12 protein-coding genes are annotated in these 15748 nt (G+C 73.0%); 6 read left to right on the top strand and 6 right to left on the bottom strand.

Annotated features, from left to right (window positions below; genetic code table 11):
- The first annotated feature begins 13 nt into the window (after positions 1-13).
- Together H596_RS0103940 and H596_RS0103935 are read left to right on the top strand one after the other, a co-directional pair.
- Entirely contained in the window at positions 14-679 is a 666-nt protein-coding gene (locus H596_RS0103940) for an aspartate/glutamate racemase family protein (protein WP_027283790.1), read from the top strand.
- Positions 676-1089 (top strand): ketosteroid isomerase-related protein, encoded by a 414-nt coding sequence (locus H596_RS0103935; protein WP_027283789.1) that lies wholly within the window; start codon positions 676-678, stop codon positions 1087-1089. The genes H596_RS0103940 and H596_RS0103935 overlap by 4 nt, the downstream gene beginning before the upstream one ends.
- A gap of 70 nt (positions 1090-1159) precedes the next feature.
- On the opposite strand, the gene H596_RS0103930 is transcribed toward H596_RS0103935, so the two are convergent.
- Together H596_RS0103930 and H596_RS0103925 are read right to left on the bottom strand one after the other, a co-directional pair.
- Positions 1160-3484: a xanthine dehydrogenase family protein molybdopterin-binding subunit gene (locus H596_RS0103930; protein ID WP_027283788.1), complete on the bottom strand. Its 2325-nt coding sequence runs from the start codon at positions 3482-3484 to the stop codon at positions 1160-1162.
- A 66-nt stretch (positions 3485-3550) separates the two neighbouring features.
- Positions 3551-4744, bottom strand: coding sequence for a CaiB/BaiF CoA transferase family protein (locus tag H596_RS0103925; RefSeq protein WP_027283787.1), 1194 nt, complete (start codon positions 4742-4744; stop codon positions 3551-3553).
- 136 nt (positions 4745-4880) lie between these two features.
- Here H596_RS0103925 and H596_RS0103920 point away from each other — a divergent pair, with 136 nt between their 5' ends.
- From H596_RS0103920 to H596_RS0103910, 3 genes are read left to right on the top strand one after another with little or no spacing between them, the layout of a single operon-like run.
- Complete coding sequence (locus H596_RS0103920) at positions 4881-6044, top strand: efflux RND transporter periplasmic adaptor subunit (protein ID WP_211225241.1); 1164 nt, start codon at positions 4881-4883, stop codon at positions 6042-6044.
- A gap of 7 nt (positions 6045-6051) precedes the next feature.
- A complete protein-coding gene (locus H596_RS0103915; RefSeq protein WP_027283785.1) occupies positions 6052-9192 on the top strand; it encodes an efflux RND transporter permease subunit in 3141 nt (1046 codons plus the stop codon).
- A gap of 15 nt (positions 9193-9207) precedes the next feature.
- Positions 9208-9669: a RidA family protein gene (locus tag H596_RS0103910; RefSeq protein ID WP_027283784.1), complete on the top strand. Its 462-nt coding sequence runs from the start codon at positions 9208-9210 to the stop codon at positions 9667-9669.
- A gap of 476 nt (positions 9670-10145) precedes the next feature.
- On the opposite strand, the gene H596_RS0103900 is transcribed toward H596_RS0103910, so the two are convergent.
- Positions 10146-11489 carry a tetratricopeptide repeat protein gene (locus H596_RS0103900; RefSeq protein WP_027283783.1) on the bottom strand — a complete coding sequence of 448 codons (1344 nt, stop codon included), beginning with the start codon at positions 11487-11489 and terminating at the stop codon, positions 10146-10148.
- Positions 11490-11493: 4 nt separating this feature from the next.
- Positions 11494-12609, bottom strand: a complete 1116-nt coding sequence (locus H596_RS19970; protein ID WP_051212332.1) for a CaiB/BaiF CoA transferase family protein — start codon at positions 12607-12609, stop codon at positions 11494-11496.
- A gap of 56 nt (positions 12610-12665) precedes the next feature.
- On the opposite strand from H596_RS19970, the gene H596_RS19965 reads away from it, so the two are divergent.
- Positions 12666-13742 carry an NADPH:quinone oxidoreductase family protein gene (locus tag H596_RS19965; RefSeq protein ID WP_051212330.1) on the top strand — a complete coding sequence of 359 codons (1077 nt, stop codon included), beginning with the start codon at positions 12666-12668 and terminating at the stop codon, positions 13740-13742.
- Here H596_RS19965 and H596_RS0103885 read toward each other — a convergent pair.
- Both H596_RS0103885 and H596_RS0103880 read right to left on the bottom strand, forming a co-directional pair.
- Positions 13726-14478, bottom strand: a complete 753-nt coding sequence (locus tag H596_RS0103885; RefSeq protein WP_027283782.1) for an enoyl-CoA hydratase-related protein — start codon at positions 14476-14478, stop codon at positions 13726-13728. The genes H596_RS19965 and H596_RS0103885 overlap by 17 nt on opposite strands.
- A 26-nt stretch (positions 14479-14504) precedes the next feature.
- Entirely contained in the window at positions 14505-15740 is a 1236-nt protein-coding gene (locus H596_RS0103880; protein ID WP_027283781.1) for a molybdopterin molybdotransferase MoeA, read from the bottom strand.
- Positions 15741-15748: the final 8 nt, after the last annotated feature.

The raw sequence follows: 15748 nt of genomic DNA, 5'->3' as shown, positions 1-15748 counted from the left end.
CATGCTGATGTCCATGGCGGGACGAATCCTCATCATCAACCCCAACGCCTCGCGGGCCTGCACCGAGGGAATCGCCGAGGCCGTCGCCCCCTTCGCCGCGCCCGGTCTGCCGCGGCTGGACGTGACCTTCCTGCCCGAGGGGCCGCCCGCCATCGTCACCTGGCGGGACTGGCATGCGGCGGCCGAGCCCCTCTGCCGCGCCATCGAGCGCGAGGCGGCGGAGGCCTATGTCATCGGCTGCGTCAGCGATCCGGGGCTGGAGGCGGCGCGCGCCGTCACCGACCGGCCCGTGCTGGGCATGTTCCGCTGCGCCGTGGCCGCGGCGATGACGCGGGCGGAGCGGTTCGGCGTGATCGGCTTCACCCACCGCTCCGAGGCGCGGCAGCGGCGCATCCTGCAGGCCATGGGGGTGGAGCAGCGCCTCGCCGCCTGGATCCCGCTCGACCTGCCCATGGAGGTGTTGACCGACCCGGTGGCGCCCCAGCCGCGCATCGCCGAGGCCGCGCGCGCCCTGGCCGAGCGCGGGGCGGAGGCCATCGTGCTGGGCTGCGCGGGCCTTGCGCGCCATGTGGGCCCGGCGGCCGAACCCGGCCTGCCGGTCATCGAGCCCTGCCAGGCGGCGGCGGCGGCGGCGCTGCTCGCGGTGCTCGGCGCCCGCGCCCCGGTGCTGGCCGCATGAGCGGCGAGGGGATGGGCGCCGAGGCCCTGCTCCGCGCCTATTACGCCGCCTTCAACGCCGGCGACTGGGACGGCATGGCCGCGCTGCTGAGCGAGGATGTGGCGCATGACGTGAACCAGGGCGCGCGCGAGGGCGGGCGCGCCGCCTTCCGCGCCTTCCTCGACCGCATGGCCCGCCACTACCGCGAACAGGTGGAGGCGCTGGTGGTGATGGTCAGCGCCGATGGCCGCCGCGCCGCAGCGGAGTTCGTGGTCAGCGGCGAATACCTGGTTACCGACCCCGGCCTGCCGCCCGCGCGCGGCCAGAGCTACCGCCTGCCGGCCGGCGCCTTCTTCGCCATCGAGGGCGGGCGCATCGCGCGGGTGACGAACTTCTACAACCTGCGCGCCTGGATCGCGCAGGTGGAGTAGCGCAGACGGGCGGCCGCGCCGCTTGCCCCGCGAGTCGCGGCAGGCGGCCGCCGGCCTGACGCGGCCCTTGTCAGGCCGCGTGCAGCGCCTTCCACACCGTCTCGGGCGTGGCGGGCATGTCGAGCGCCGCGCCGCCCAGCGCGTCGATGATCGCGTTCACCACGGCGGGCGGCGAGCCCACCGCGCCCGCCTCGCCCGCGCCCTTCACGCCGAGCGGGTTCGTCTCGCAGGGCACCTCGATGAGGTCCACCTCGATGTCGGGCAGGTCGTCGGCGCGGGGCAGCGCGTAGTCCATGAAGGAGGCGGAGAGGAGCTGGCCGCTCTCGCGGTCATAGGCGGTCTTCTCCAGCACCGCCTGGCCGATGCCCTGCGCCACGCCGCCATGCACCTGGCCGCGCACGATCAGCGGGTTCAGCGCATGGCCCACATCGTCCACCACGATGTAGCGCGGGATGGTGACCACGCCCGTCTCCGGGTCCACCTCCACCTCGGCCACATGGCAGCCATTGGGGAAGGTGTGCGCGTCGATCTTCGCCACCTCGAAGGCGTCGAGCAGCGTGGTGTCCTCGCCCGCCGCCACGCGCGCCCGCTGCCGCGCCGCGAGCTCGAGGATGCCGATGGCGCGGTCCGTGCCGGCCACGGCGAAGCGGCCGCCCTCCGCGCCGCGCGGGTCGAACTCGATGTCCGCCACCGCCGCTTCCAGCACCTCCGCCGCGGCCTGCTTGCCCTTCTCGATCACGCTCGCGGTGGTGACGAGGATGGCCTGGCCCTCGGAATAGAGGCTGCGCGCCCCGCCCGTGCCGCCGCCCGAGGGCAGCGAGTCGGAATCGCCCTGCTTCACGCGGATCTTCTCGAGCGGGATGCCGAGCTCGTGCGAGGTGAGCATGGCGTAGGCCGTCTCATGGCCCTGGCCGGTGCTCTGGGTGCCCACGAACACGTCCACCATGCCGTCCTCGGCGAAGACGACCTTGGCGTTCTCGGTCGGCGCGCCGCCCGTGGCCTCGAGGTAGTAGGCGAGGCCGATGCCGCGCTTCTTCCCGCGCTTCGCCGCCTCCGCCCGCCGCGCCGGGAAGCCGGCCCAGTCGATCTTCGCGAGTGCCGCGTCCATCAGCCGCGGGAAGTCGCCGCTGTCGTAGCGCTGGCCGATGGCGGTGACGTAGGGCATCTTCGCCGCCGTCACCATGTTGCGCCGGCGGATCTCGATGCGGTCGAGGCCCATCTCCCGCGCCGCCTGGTCGATCAGCCGCTCGACCAGGTAGTTGCTCTCCGGCCGCCCGGCGCCGCGATAGGCGTCCACCGGCACGGTGTTGGTCAGCACGCCCAGCACATGGGCGTGGATCGCGCCGAAGTCATAGACGCTCGCCAGCACCTTGGTGCCCGCGCCGGTCGGGATGAAGGGCGCGAAGGTGGAGAGATAGGCCCCCATGTTCGCGTGGTTCCTCGTGCGCAGCGCGAGGAAGCGCCCCTCCTTGTCGAGCGCGAGCTCGCCCAGCGTGATGTTGTCCCGCCCATGCGTGTCGGAGAGGAAGGCCTCCGTGCGCTCGGCGCGCCACTTCACCGGCCTTCCCACCAGCTTCGCCGCGATCGCGCACAGCGCGTATTCGGCGTAGAGGTAGAGCTTCATGCCGAAGCCGCCGCCCACATCGGGGGTGACGACGCGCACCTTCTCCGGCTCCACCTTCAGCACGGAGCTGGCGAGCAGGTTCTTCACCAGCCAGGAGCCCTGGGTGCCCGCGTAGAGCGTGTATCGCCCGCTCGCCGCATCGTATTCCGCGGCGCAGGCGCGCCCCTCCATGGAGGCGACGACGACGCGGTTGTTCACGACGGTGAGCCGCGTCACATGCGCGGCCTCGGCGAAGAGCGCGTCGGTCTTCGCCTTGTCGCCCGCCTCCCAGTCGAAGCAGATGTTGTTGGGCGCGCCCTCCCAGATCTGCGGCTGGCCGGGCTCATGCGCGGTGGCGAGGTCGGTGACGGAGGGCAGCTCCTCGTACTCCACCGCCACGGCCTCGGCGGCGTCGCGCGCCTGCTGGAGCGTGTCGGCCACGATGAAGGCCACGGGGTCGCCCACATGGCGCACGCGGTCGGTGGCGAGCGGCAGGCGCGGCGTCTCGGCGCGGGGCGTGCCGTCGCGGTTCTTGAGCGGAATGGCGCAGGGCACCTCGCCGATTCCCATCGCCACGAGATCCGCGCCCGTGATCACGGCCCGCACGCCCGGCATGGCCTTGGCGGCGGCCGTGTCCATGCCCTTGATCGCCGCATGGGCGTGCGGGCTGCGCAGCACGAGGCCGACCGCGGCGCCGGGCAGGGCGATGTCGTCGGTGTAGCGCCCGGCGCCGAGCAGCAGGCGCGGGTCCTCGACGCGGCGCACGGATTGGCTGAGGCCGAATTTCGGCATGGTCAGGCTCCCTCGTCCCTTGTCGCGCCCATCATCTGACGGCGCGGGGCGAAAGGGGAAGGGGGGTCAGGCCAGCACGCCCTCGGCGCGCAGCGCGGCGATCTCCGCCTCCCCCAGGCCGAGTTCGCGCGCGATCTCCTCGTTGTGCGCGCCGGGGGGCGCGAGGTCGTGCCGCAGCGGCGGGCGCGCCCCGTCCAGCGAGAGCGGCAGGGCCGGCAGCTTCACCGGCCGCCCATCGGGCAGGGTGAGGGGCACGAGGCCGCCGCTCGCGTTGAGGTGCGGGTCCTCGAACAGGTCGGCCGGCTTGCCGATGGGGGCGTAGGGCAGGCCCAGCGCCTCGCATCGTTCCACCAGCGCCGCGGTGGTGAAGCGGCGCAGCGCCTCGGCGATGACGGGAATGGTGCGCGCGCGTGCCGCCACGCGCTGCTGCTTGGTGGCGAGCGAGGGGTCCTCCTTCAGCGCCGCGAGGCCGAAGGCGTCGCAGAAGGCGGGCCAGGCCGTGTCGGTCACCACGCCCACGAAGATCTGCCCGCCATCGGCCGTCTCGAACACGTCATAGACGGGCCAGGCGGGGGTGCGGACGGACATGGGCGGCGGCGCCTGGCCGGTGATGGCGGTCTGAGCCATGTGCTGTGCCATGAGCAGCGCCACCGTCTCGAACAGCGCGGCCTGCACATGGCGGCCGCGGCCCGTCCGCTCGCGCTCGGCCACCACCGCAAGGATGGCGATGGCGGCCGAGAGCCCGCCCATGATGTCGATCACGCTGCTGCCCGCGCGCAGCGGCCGCCCCTCGGGGCCGGTCATGTAGGCGAGGCCGCCCATCATCTGCACCACCTCGTCCAGCGCGGTGCGGTGCTCGTAGGGGCCGGGCAGGAAGCCCTTGCAGGAGCAGTAGATCAGGCGCGGATGCTCGGCCATCAGCGCCGCGGGCCCGAGGCTGAGCTTCTCCATCGCGCCGGGGCGGAAGTTCTCGATCAGCGCGTCGCTGCGCGCGATGAGGCGCTTCACGAGCGCAAGCCCCTCGGGCCGCTTCATGTCCACGCAGAGGGAGCGGCGGTTGCGCTGGAAGCTCGCGTAGAATCCCGTGCCGCTGCCCGTGAGGTGGCGGGTGGTGTCGCCCTTCGGCGCGGGCTCCACCTTCACCACATCCGCCCCGAGATCGGCCAGCACCATGCCCGCCGTGGGGCCCATGACCATGTGCGTGAACTCGACGACGCGCAGGTGACGAAGCGGTTGCGCGGGCGATTCGGGCGCGTCCATGCGCGAAATCCTCTGCGGGGCAGGCTTGCGCGCGGGAGACTGGCCCCGGCCTGCGCGCCATGCAAGGTGACGGGGATTTCGGTTGACCGGCGCGCGCCGCTCGGGCGTGCTGCGCGCCATGACGAGGTGCCCCTTCATGCGTGCTGGCCTGTTCCTTCTCGCCCTGCTGCTCGCCCCGCTGCCCGCGGCGGCGCAGTTCGGCCCCGCCGGCCCGCCGGCGGTGGGCGTGGTGGAGGCGCGCCGCCAGGCGGTGACGGAACTGACGGAGTTCATCGGCCGCGTGGAGGCCATCCAGCGCGTGGACATCCGCGCGCGCGTGACGGGCTATCTGGAGGAACGCCTCTTCCAGGAGGGCAGCGAGGTGGAGGAGGGCGCGCTGCTGTTCCGCATCGAGCGCGCGCCCTTCGAGGCGCAGCTCGAACAGGCGCGCGCGGCGGTGGCCTCGGCCGAGGCGCAGCTCTACAACGCGCGCGTCGCGCTGGCGCGCGCGCGCGAGCTGCGCGCCACCGGAGCGGGCACCCAGGTGGCGCTGGACAATGCGCTGGCGCAGGAGCGCGTGGCCGCCGCCCAGGTGCTGAGCGCCCAGGCGCAGGTGCGGGTGGCGGAGATCAACCTCGCCTACACCGAGATCACGGCCCCCATTTCGGGCGCCATCGGGCGCTCCACCTTCACGCCGGGCAATGTCGTCTCGCCGAGCAGCGAGGTGCTGGCCACCATCACCAGCCAGGATCCCATGCGCGTGGCCTTCAACGTCTCCTCCCGCCAGGCGCAGGAGCTGCGCGAGCGCTTCGAGGCGCGCGGCGGGGCGGAGGCGCTGCAGGTGCGCATCCGCTTCGCCGGCGGGCGCGTCTATGAGCATGTCGGCCGGGTGGACTTCATCGACACCGCGCTGAACCGCGAGACGGACACGCTGCTGATGCGCGCCTCCCTGCCCAACCCCATGCGCGCGGGCCATGGCACGGCGCTGGCCGGCGGGCGGACCCTTCTCGACGGCCAGTTCGTGACGGTGCTGCTGGAGGGCGCGCAGCCCGTGCAGGCCATCGCCATTCCGCGCGCCGCCGTGGCGCAGGACCAGCAGGGCTTCTTCGTCTTCGTGGTGGACGCCGAGGGGCGCGCGCAGCGGCGCAACATCCGGCTCGGGCGCAGCACGGCGGAAACCGCGGTGGTGGAGTCGGGGCTCGAGGACGGCGAGCGCGTGATCGTGGAGGGCGTGCAGCGCGTCCGCCCGGGCCAGCCGGTGAACGCCGCCCCCGCCGGCGCGCCCCCGCGGCCGACGGGCATGCAGGGCCGGCCGGGCTGAGCGGCCGATGTTCTCCGCCCTTTTCATCCGCCGCCCGCGCTTCGCCATCGTCATCTCCATCGTGATGACGCTGGCGGGGCTGCTCTCGCTCATGCAGATCCCGGTGGCGCAGTTCCCCGAGATCGTCCCGCCCACGGTGCAGGTCACGGCGCGCTACCCGGGCGCCTCCGCCGGGGTGGTCGAGGCCACCGTGGCCCAGCCCATCGAAAGCGCGGTGAACGGCGCGGACCGCATGCTCTACATGCGCTCCAACAGCGCCAATGACGGCAGCTACAGCCTGATCGTGACCTTCGCGCTGGGCACGAACCCCGACATCAACACGGTGAACGTGAACAACCGCGTGCAGGGCGTGCTGGCGCGGCTGCCGGCCGAGGTGCAGCGCGGCGGCGTCACGGTGCGCAAGCAGTCGGCGGCGGTGCTGCAGTTCGTCGGCGTCTCCTCCGACAATCCGGAGCATTCGACGCTCTTCCTCTCGAACTACGTCACCATCAACATGCTGGACACGCTGCGCCGCCTGCCCGGCGTGGGCGACGTGCAGATGTTCGGCGCGCAGGACTACTCGATGCGCGTGTGGTTCGAGGTGGACCGGCTGAACAACCTCAACATCACGCCCTCCGAGATCATCGCCGCCATCCAGGCGCAGAACATCCAGGCCGCCGCGGGGCGCATCGGCGCCCGCCCGGTGAGCGAGGACCAGCAGTTCCAGTTCAACATCCAGACCCAGGGCCGGCTGACGAGCCCCGAGCAGTTCGGCGAGATCGTGGTGCGCGCCAACCCCGACGGCTCGACGCTGCGGCTGCGCGACGTGGCGAGCATCGAGCTCGGCGCGGCGAACATGGACACGGAGGCGCGGCTCAACCAGCGCCCCACCATCACCATGGGCATCTACCTCTCGCCCGGCGCCAATGCGGTGGAGGTGGCGGGCCGGGTGCGCGCCACGCTGGACAGCCTCGGCCAGCGCTTCCCCCAGGGGATGCGGACCACGGTGATCTACGACACCTCCACCTTCGTCGTGGAGACGATGCGCGAGGTGATCAAGACGCTGATCGAGGCCTTCATCCTCGTCGTGGTCGTCGTCTATCTCTTCCTCGGCTCGCTGCGCGCCACCGTCATTCCCACGGTGGCCGTGCCGGTCAGCCTGATCGGCACCTTCGCCGTGCTGCTCGCGCTCGGCTACTCGGCCAACACCATCTCGCTGCTTGCCATGGTGCTGGCCATCGGCATCGTGGTGGACGACGCGATCGTGGTGGTCGAGAACGTCGAGCGCGTGATGGAGGAGAACCCCGACCTCACCCCCGCCGAAGCGACCGACAAGGCGATGCGCGAGATCACGGGGCCGATCATCGCCATCACCCTCGTTCTGCTTTCGGTCTTCGTGCCCATCGGGCTGATCTCGGGCGTGGCGGGGGTGCTCTTCGCGCAGTTCGCCGTGACGATCAGCGTGGCGATGGTGATCTCGGCGATCAACGCGCTCACCCTCTCGCCCGCGCTCTGCGCCATGATCCTGCGCCATGGCGGGCCGAAGCGCGGGCCGATCAAATACGTGCTGCGCGCCATCGACAAGGTGCGCGACGGCTATGCCTGGATCGTGGCGCGGCTGGTGCGCGTGGCGGTGCTCTCGCTCGTCGTCACGGCCGCCATCGCCTGGGGCATCCTCGAGATCGGCAAGCGCACGCCCTCGGGCTTCCTGCCCGCGGAGGACCAGGGCGCCTTCTTCATCCAGCTCCAGCTTCCGCAGGGCTCCTCGGTGGCGCGCACGCGCGAGGCGGTGATCCAGGTGGAGGAGCTGCTGCGCGCGAACCCGGCGGTGGAGAACATCCTCGCCATCGTCGGCTTCTCGCTGATCGACGGCGGGGCGCAGTCCAACTCCGCCTTCATGGTGGCGCGGATGAAGCCCTTCGCCGAGCGCACCCGCGTGCAGGACAGCGTGTTCTTCGGCATCCAGCGCATCTTCGGCGAGGCGCAGGCCATCCGCACCGCCAATGTCTTCGCCTTCAACATCCCGCCCATCATCGGGCTGGGCACCGGCGGCGGCTTCGAATACCAGCTCCAGGACTTCGAGGGGCGCGAGCCGGTGGAGATGGCCTCCGCCATGCTGGGGATGATGGTGGCGGCGAACCAGGATCCGCGGCTGATGGGGGTGTTCTCCACCTTCTCGCCCACCACCCCCTCGCTGTTCCTCGACATCGACCGCGACAAGGCGCAGACGCTGGGCATCCGCATCAGCGACGTGTTCACCACGCTGCAGGCCTCGCTCGGCGGCTTCTACGTGAACGACTTCAACCTGTTCGGCCGCACCTGGCAGGTGAACATCCAGGCCGTGGCGCCCGACCGGGACGACCTGCCCGACATCTGGCGCCTGCAGGTGCGCAACGCCCGCGGGCAGATGGTGCCGCTGCGCGCCTTCGCCGATGTGCGCGTGGTGCTGGGGCCGCAGACCATCCAGCGCTACAACAACGTCCGCTCGCTCACGCTCAACGGCGCGCCGCGGCCGGGTGTCTCCTCCGGCGCGGCGCTGGCGGCGATGGAGGAAATCTCGCGCCGGGTGCTGCCGCCGGGATACAGCTTCGAATGGACCGGCACCGCCTTCCAGGAGAAGCAGGCGGCGGGGCAGACGGGCGTGCTCGTCGCGCTCGCGGTGCTCTTCGCCTACCTGTTCCTCGTGGCGCTCTACGAGAGCTGGACCATACCCGTGCCCGTGCTGCTCTCGGTGGCGGTGGGCGGGCTCGGCTCCTTCCTCGCGCTCCTCGTCGCGCAGAAGCCGCTCACGGTCTATGCGCAGATCGGCCTCGTCGTGCTCATCGCGCTGGCGGCGAAGAACGGCATCCTGATCGTGGAGTTCGCGAAGGAGCAGCGGGAGAAGGGGCTCGGCGTGAAGGAGGCCGCGGTGATGGGCGCGCGCATGCGCTTCCGCGCCGTGATGATGACCTCCTTCGCCTTCATCCTGGGCCTCGTGCCGCTGGTTACCGCCACGGGGGCGGCGATGCTCTCGCGCCAGGCGGTGGGGCTGCCGGTGTTCGGCGGCATGCTCGCCGCCTCGATCTTCGGGATCTTCATGATCCCGATGCTCTACGTGGTGTTCCAGACGCTGCGCGAGCGGGTGAAGGGCGCCCTCGGCGCGAAGCCCGCCGCCGCGGCGGCGCATTGAGGAAGGAAACGCGCCATGTCCGCAGAAGCCCGTCTCGCCGCGCTCGGCATCACGCTGCCGCCGCCGCCCAAGGCCATGGGCAACTATGTGCCGTGGCGCATCGGGGGCGGGCTTTTGTTCCTCTCCGGCGTGGGGCCGCGCCAGCCCGATGGGAGTTTCATGGCGGGCGTGGTGGGGCGGGATCTCAGCGTGGCGCAGGGCTATGAGGCGGCGCGGCTCTGCGCCATCAACCTGCTGGCCAACATGAAGGGGGCGCTCGGCTCGCTCGACCGGGTGGACACCATCCTCAAGGTGCTGGGCATGGTGCGCGCGGCGCCGGATTTCGGCGAGCAGCCCGAGGTGATCAACGGCTGCACCGACCTCTTCGTGGAAGTGTTCGGCGAGAACGGGCGGCCCGCGCGTTCGGCCGTCGGCATGGGCAGCCTGCCGCGCGGCATCCCGGTCGAGATCGAGGCGGTGGTGCTGATCCGCGGCTGAGGCGGACGGCGGTCACGCCGGCCGTTTCAGGGCATCAGCCCGAGGGCCGAGAACAGCGCCGACAGCCCGAACATGACCAGGGCCGAGAGGCTGGCGGCCGCCAGCCCGTATTCCAGTGAACTCATCGGCTGAGCTCCGCACAGGAGGCGTGAAGGCCTCCGGCATGGCTGGGCATGGACCGTCTCCTCTCCGGATGCTTCCGCGCTTTTTGAGACAAGCGGCGCGGTGGGGCTCCTGAGCAACCATGCCCTTACGGGAGGCCGAGATCAATCAGTTTGTTTTGTCTCACTTTAAAGATGAAACTTCACCTGTTTGCCCCGTGAAAAGACCCATGCCGGCGGCCGCTGTTTTCCGCGCCTGACCCCGCGACGCGACCAATGGCATGGTCGTGTCTCGATGCACGGGCCGCCACGCCGGCCCCCGACCCTGCGCGCGCCCCCTCGGGCGGGACCGCCGGCCCTCTCCTGCCGCCCGGATCAGCCCAGCCGCCGCGCCGCCTCGGCATAGCCCGCGCGCCGCTCGGGCGGGGTGGGCCAGCGCCCGCGCACCCGCTCCAGCAGCATCGCCGCATCGGCGTGGAAGCCGGCCTTCAGCGCCACATCCAGGAAAAGCTGCTCCAGCACGTCCTGCTGCGCATGGCTGCCGCCCAGCTCATACATGCCACCCAGCGCGGGGCGCATGGCCGCCACGGCCTGCGCGTATTCCCCCCGCGCGCGGTGCAGCAGCGCCTCGCAGACCGGGATCGCGGCCTCGCGGACGATGCGCGGGTTCTCGCCCCGGTTCGCGCCGGCATAGTCGCGCATCGCCTCCAGCATGCGCTCGGCGGCGGCCAGGCGGCCCGTCGCGGTCAGCGCCATCATCCAGTGCGGCAGGGTGAAGGCGGAGAGGCAGTCGCCGATCCGCGCCTCGGCCTTCTCGGCCAGCTCCTCCCAGCGCGCGCCCACATCCACGCCCTGCCGCTCCAGCCGGAACAGCATGGAGGCGGCGTTCTGGCAGTCGATGTAGAGGTCGGGCTGCACCTGCGTCACCGGGCTGTCGAGGTTGCGGAACCCCTCGTCGTAGAGGCGCAGCACCTCCGCGTGCTCGCCGCGCTCGAGGTGGAACATGGCCTGGTGCCAGAAGATGTGGTGGCGCAGGTTGTTGCCCTCGCCGAAATGCGGGGTGAGGCGCGTGATCCAGCCGATGCCCTCGGCGCGGCGGCCCTGCATCTCCAGCACATGCGCGATGGCGTGCGCGGCCCAGAGATCGGCGGGGTCGCGCCGGATGGCCTCGCGCCCCGCATTCTCGGCCACCACGTAGTTCCCGCATTCCTCGTTGGCGAAGGCGCGGCAGGCGAGCATGGAGCCGTAGCCCGGGATCTCCTCGCCCCAATGGGGCAGGCTGCGCTCCACGCTCGCCAGCATCGCCTCGGGCCGCCCCATCCAGAAGGCCGAGAAGTGGTGGAAGCGGAAGGCCAGCATGTCGCGCGGGTGCTGCGCCAGGATGTCCTCCCAGACGGCCAGCGCGCGCTCCTGCGCCCCATCGGCCCAGGCCTGCAGCGCATCGAGGTGGCGCGCCTCGCGCGGGTTGGGGCCGAAGCCGCGGGCCGCGGCGATGGCCGCCCGCGCGGCGGGGAGATGCGCGGCGTTGTAGGCCAGCAGCGCGAAGCCCGCCTTCATCACGTGCAGCATCGGCGCCTCGGCGTCGAGCTTCAGCGCCTCCTTCAGCCGCAGCGGGGTGTCGAAGCGGTATTTGAGGAAGGCCTCCACCGCCGCGTCGAAGGCCGCCGCGGCGGCCTCCGAGGCGAAGCTGGCGGCGTTTCCCTGGGCGTCCTGCGGCATGGGCTCAGATCCCGAGTTCGGTGAGGAAGGCGTCGTGCTCGCCCAGGCCCGGGGCGGGCGCGCCGGCCGCGCCGAGCCCGGGGATGAGCGGGAAGGGCAGCGTGCCGAGGCCCGGCTGGGCGAACAAGGGGGCCGCCCCCACCGCCTGCACATGCGGATCGGCCAGCCAGTCGAGCGGGGTGTTCACCCGCTCGCACAGCATCCGCGCCGCCTGCAGCCGCGCCACCCATTCGGCGGCGGGGCGCGTGCGGAAGGCCGCCTCCAGGATGGGGCGCAGAGCGGCCTTGTGCGCGGCGCGCTGCGGGAAGCTTGCGAAGCGCGGGTCGCTCGGCAGATCGGGCAGGCCGAGCTCGCGGCAGAGGGTGACGAACTCCTCCTCCCGCACCATCGCGATCATCACGAAGGCGCCGTCCGCCGCGGGCCAGGCGCCGGCGGGGAAGTTCATCTCCGCCGGCAACCGGCCGAGCAGCCCCGCTTCGGCCAGGGGCAGCACCATCAGCGAGGCCGCGGCCTGCATGAGCGAGATGTCGAGAAGCCGACGCCGCGGGGCCGCGCCCGCCGCGCGGTCCCGCGCCTGCTCGGCCAGCGCGGCCTGGCAGGCGGCGAAGGCGGAGAGGCCGGTGAACACGTCCACCACCAGCGTGCCCGCCTTGTGCGGCACCCCGTCCATCCCCGCATTGAGCGCCACCAGGCCCGAGAAGGCCTGCGCCACCCCATCGGTGCAGGGGCGCTCGGCATAGGGCCCCTGCTGGCCGAAGCCGGAGACGGAGACGCAGACGGCATCCGGCTTCGCCCGCTCCGGCCCGAGCCCGATACGCGCGGCAACCCCGGGGCGGAAGGCCTCGATCAGCACATCCGCCCGCGCGGCGAGGGCCCCGGCCCGCGCCCGGCCCTGCTCGGTCGCGAGGTCGAGCACCACGCCCTTCTTGCCCCGGTTGAAGGCGGTGGACATGACCGAATGGCCGCCCGCGCGCGCGGTGAGCCCGCGCGACCAGTCGCCCTTCGGGGGTTCGAGCTTCACCACCGTCGCCCCGCACAGCGCCAGCAGCATGCCGCAATAGGGCCCCGCGATGCCCTGCGCCGCGTCGAGCACGAACAGGCCCTCATAGGGCTTCGTCATGGCCGTTCCTCCGTTGCGCGCCTATCCTGGCGGCAAACACGCGAGGGAGGAACGCCGTGCGCGCCCTGGTCTGCGAGAGCTGGCGCGACTTCGACGCGCTGGAGGTGAAGGACATCCCGCCGCCCCCGCTGCGCCCCGGCGCCGTGCGCCTCGCGGTGGAGGCGGCGGGCGTCTCCTTCGCCACGCAGCTCGTGGTGGCGGGGAAATACCAGCGCAAGCCGCCCCTGCCCTTCGTGCCGGGCACCGAGGTGGTGGGCCGGGTGCTGGAGGGGCCGCTGCCCGCCGGCACGCGCGTCTTCGCCGTGCTCGACTGGGGCGGCTTCGCCGAGCAGGCGGTGGCTGATGCCATCCACTGCGTCCCCATCCCCGAGGGGCTGCCGCATCTCGCCGCGGTGGCCTTCCCAATCAGCTACCCCACCGCCGCCGGGGCCCTGCTCTGGCGCGCCAGGCCCGGCCCGGGCGAGTGGGTGCTGGTGCTCGGCGCGGCGGGCGGCGTGGGGCTCGCCGGCGTGGAGGTGGTCCGCGCCATGGGCTGCCGCGTCATCGCCCGCGCCGGGGCGGCCAAGCACGCGGCGCTGGCCGCGCGCGGGGCGGAGGTGATCCTCGATTCCGCCCTTCCCTTCCGCGAGGCGGTGCGCGAGGCCACCGGCGGCGCAGGGGTGGCCTGCGTGCTGGACACGCTGGGCGGCCCCGCCTTCGACGAGGCGCTGCGCTGCCTCGGCGATGGGGGCACGCTCGTCACCATCGGCTATGCGGGCGGCGGCATCCCGAGCGTGGCGGCCAACATCCTGCTGCTCAAGAACATCGCGGTGGCGGGCTTCAACTGGGGCAGCTATGTCGGCTGGTCGCCGGGCGACGGGCGGGAGCGCCACGCGCCCCGCGTGCGCGCCCTCTGGCAGCAACTGATGGAGTGGTGGGCGCAGGGCAGGCTGCGGCCCGAACTCCACGCCGCCTATCCGCTCGAGGCCTTCCGCGAGGCGATGGCGGAGCTGCGCGCGCGCCGGGCCATCGGGCGCGTGGTGCTCATGCCAGCGGCCGGTGGCACGCGCTTGTCTTTGCACGCCGACGCCCACCATCCCGGCGCGCCGGACAGGTCCGGCGAAACCGCCGGCCGCATCACGCCGACCGCCTGAGAAAAGCCGCGAAGGCGGCCTGCGCCTCGGCGCTGCGCAGCCGCTCGCCGAAGCTCGCGCGCTCGGCCGCCATGGCGGCCTGCAGCGCGGCGGCCTGGGGCGCGCGGATCAGGCGCTTCGATTCCCGCACCGCGCCGGGCGGCAGCGCGGCGAGCTGCGCGGCACGGCGCGCGGCCTCGGCCTCCACCTCCGCATCGGGCAGGGCGCAGGTGGCGAGCCCGGCCTCCGCCGCCTCCCGCCCGCTGAAGGCCTCGCCCGAGAGCAGCCACCAGCTCGCCCGCGCGGGGCCGACGCGCTGGGCGAGCAGCAGGGAGGAGCCGCCCTCCGGCACCAGGGCGAGCTTCGTGAAGGGCGTCATCAGCCGCGCCGTCTCGGAGGCCACCACCACGTCGCAATGCAGCAGCAGCGTGGTGCCGATGCCCACCGCATGGCCGCGCACCGCCGCCAGCACGGGCTTGGGGAAGGCGGCCAGCGCCTCGAGGAAGAGGAAGCCCGCCCCAGGCTCGCCCGGCGCGCGGGCGGTGGCGTCGGCGAAATCGGCGATGTCGTTGCCGGCGGTGAAGTCCGCGCCGCCGGCCAGCACCACGGCGCGCACCGCCTCCTCCTCCGCCGCCGCGTTCAGGGCGGCGGCCATGGCGCCATACATCGCCCGCGTCAGCGCGTTCTTCTTCTCCGGCCGGTGCAGGCGGATGGTGCGCACGGGCCCGGCGTGCTCGATCAGGACGTGGTCGGACATGTCTCTCTCCCTTGGGCGGGAGAGTGTCAGAAGATCGCCGCGAAGGGCAGCACCCGCACCGTGTCGCCGGGGGCCACCTGCGTCACCTCCTCGGGCAGCTCGGCGAAGGCGTCGGAGAGGGTGAGCGAGGTGAGCAGCCCCGCGCCCTCGCGCGGGAATTTCCGGGCCCGCGCGCCCTCCAGCGCCACGCGCACATACTCCCGCCGCCCCGCCTTCTTGCGGTAGGCGAAATCGGCGGTGACGGAAAAGCGCGGCAGCGCCTCGGGCCGCGCCCCGGCCAGCCGCAGGATCAGCGGCCGCGCCAGGTGCAGGAAGGTCACCACCGCCGCGACGGGGTTGCCGGGCAGCCCCACCATGGGCGTGCCCTCCACCACCCCAATGGCCGCCGGCCGGCCCGGCTTCACCGCCAGCCGCCAGAACACCAGCCGCCCCGCCCCCTCGATGGCGGCGCGCACATGGTCCTCCTCGCCGGTGGAGACGCCGCCGGAGGTCAGCAGCAGATCCTGCCCCGCCGCCGCCGCGCGCAGCGCCGCCGCCGTGGCCTCGGCGCGGTCGGGCAGGATGCCGAGATCGGTCACCTCCACCGGCAGGGCGGCGAGCAGCGCCATGAGCGTGAAGCGGTTGGAATCGTAGGTCTGCGCCGGGCCGAGCGGCGCGCCGGGCGAGACCAGCTCATCGCCCGTGGAGAAGACGCCCACGCGCAGCCGCGGCCGCACCGGCAGCCGCGCGACGCCCAGCGCGGCGGCGAGCCCGATCTCGGGCGCGCGCAGCCGCGTGCCCTCGGCCAGCGCCTCGGCCCCCGCGGGCACATCCTCGCCCGCCGGGCGGCAGTTCGCCCCGGGCTTGAGGCCGGGGGGGAGGAGCAGCGCCTCGCCCTCCAGCCGCGCATCCTCCTGCATCATCACCGTGTCGGCGCCCTCGGGCATGGGCGCGCCGGTGAAGATGCGCGCCGCCGTGCCGGGGGCGAGCGGGCCGCCGCGCGCCCCGGCGGCGATGCGCCCGGCGAGGGCGAGCCGCGTCTCCGCGCCCGGCGTCAGGTCCGCGTGACGGAAGGCGTAGCCGTCCACCGCCGAGTTGAAGAAGGGGGGCAGCGGCGTGCGCGCGATGAGCGGGCCGGCCAGCACCCGGCCGAGCGCGGCGGGCAGCGGCACCTCCTCCACGCCGGGCAGGGGCGAGACCCGCTCCAGGATCAGCGCCTGCGCGGCCTCGACGGAGAGCAGCGCGCCGCCGAAGGCGAAGCAGTCGTCCGAGAGCTGGGCCATGCGCCCTT

Origin of the sequence: Rubritepida flocculans DSM 14296, assembly GCF_000425365.1 — a bacterium.
GTDB classification, from domain to species: domain Bacteria; phylum Pseudomonadota; class Alphaproteobacteria; order Acetobacterales; family Acetobacteraceae; genus Roseococcus; species Roseococcus flocculans.
This window is presented reverse-complemented; position numbering and strand designations above follow the sequence as displayed.

What these genes read in the sequence shown, in the direction of transcription:
- H596_RS0103900 (WP_027283783.1), bottom strand. Translation starts at nt 11,489, where the DNA reads ATGCCGCAGGACGCCCAGGGAAACGCCGCCAGCTTCGCCTCGGAGGCC.
- H596_RS0103920 (WP_211225241.1), top strand. Translation starts at nt 4,881, where the DNA reads ATGCGTGCTGGCCTGTTCCTTCTCGCCCTGCTGCTCGCCCCGCTGCCC.
- H596_RS0103915 (WP_027283785.1), top strand. Translation starts at nt 6,052, where the DNA reads ATGTTCTCCGCCCTTTTCATCCGCCGCCCGCGCTTCGCCATCGTCATC.
- H596_RS0103880 (WP_027283781.1), bottom strand. Translation starts at nt 15,740, where the DNA reads ATGGCCCAGCTCTCGGACGACTGCTTCGCCTTCGGCGGCGCGCTGCTC.
- H596_RS0103885 (WP_027283782.1), bottom strand. Translation starts at nt 14,478, where the DNA reads ATGTCCGACCACGTCCTGATCGAGCACGCCGGGCCCGTGCGCACCATC.
- H596_RS0103930 (WP_027283788.1), bottom strand. Translation starts at nt 3,484, where the DNA reads ATGCCGAAATTCGGCCTCAGCCAATCCGTGCGCCGCGTCGAGGACCCG.
- H596_RS0103940 (WP_027283790.1), top strand. Translation starts at nt 14, where the DNA reads ATGGCGGGACGAATCCTCATCATCAACCCCAACGCCTCGCGGGCCTGC.
- H596_RS0103935 (WP_027283789.1), top strand. Translation starts at nt 676, where the DNA reads ATGAGCGGCGAGGGGATGGGCGCCGAGGCCCTGCTCCGCGCCTATTAC.
- H596_RS0103925 (WP_027283787.1), bottom strand. Translation starts at nt 4,744, where the DNA reads ATGGACGCGCCCGAATCGCCCGCGCAACCGCTTCGTCACCTGCGCGTC.
- H596_RS19970 (WP_051212332.1), bottom strand. Translation starts at nt 12,609, where the DNA reads ATGACGAAGCCCTATGAGGGCCTGTTCGTGCTCGACGCGGCGCAGGGC.
- H596_RS0103910 (WP_027283784.1), top strand. Translation starts at nt 9,208, where the DNA reads ATGTCCGCAGAAGCCCGTCTCGCCGCGCTCGGCATCACGCTGCCGCCG.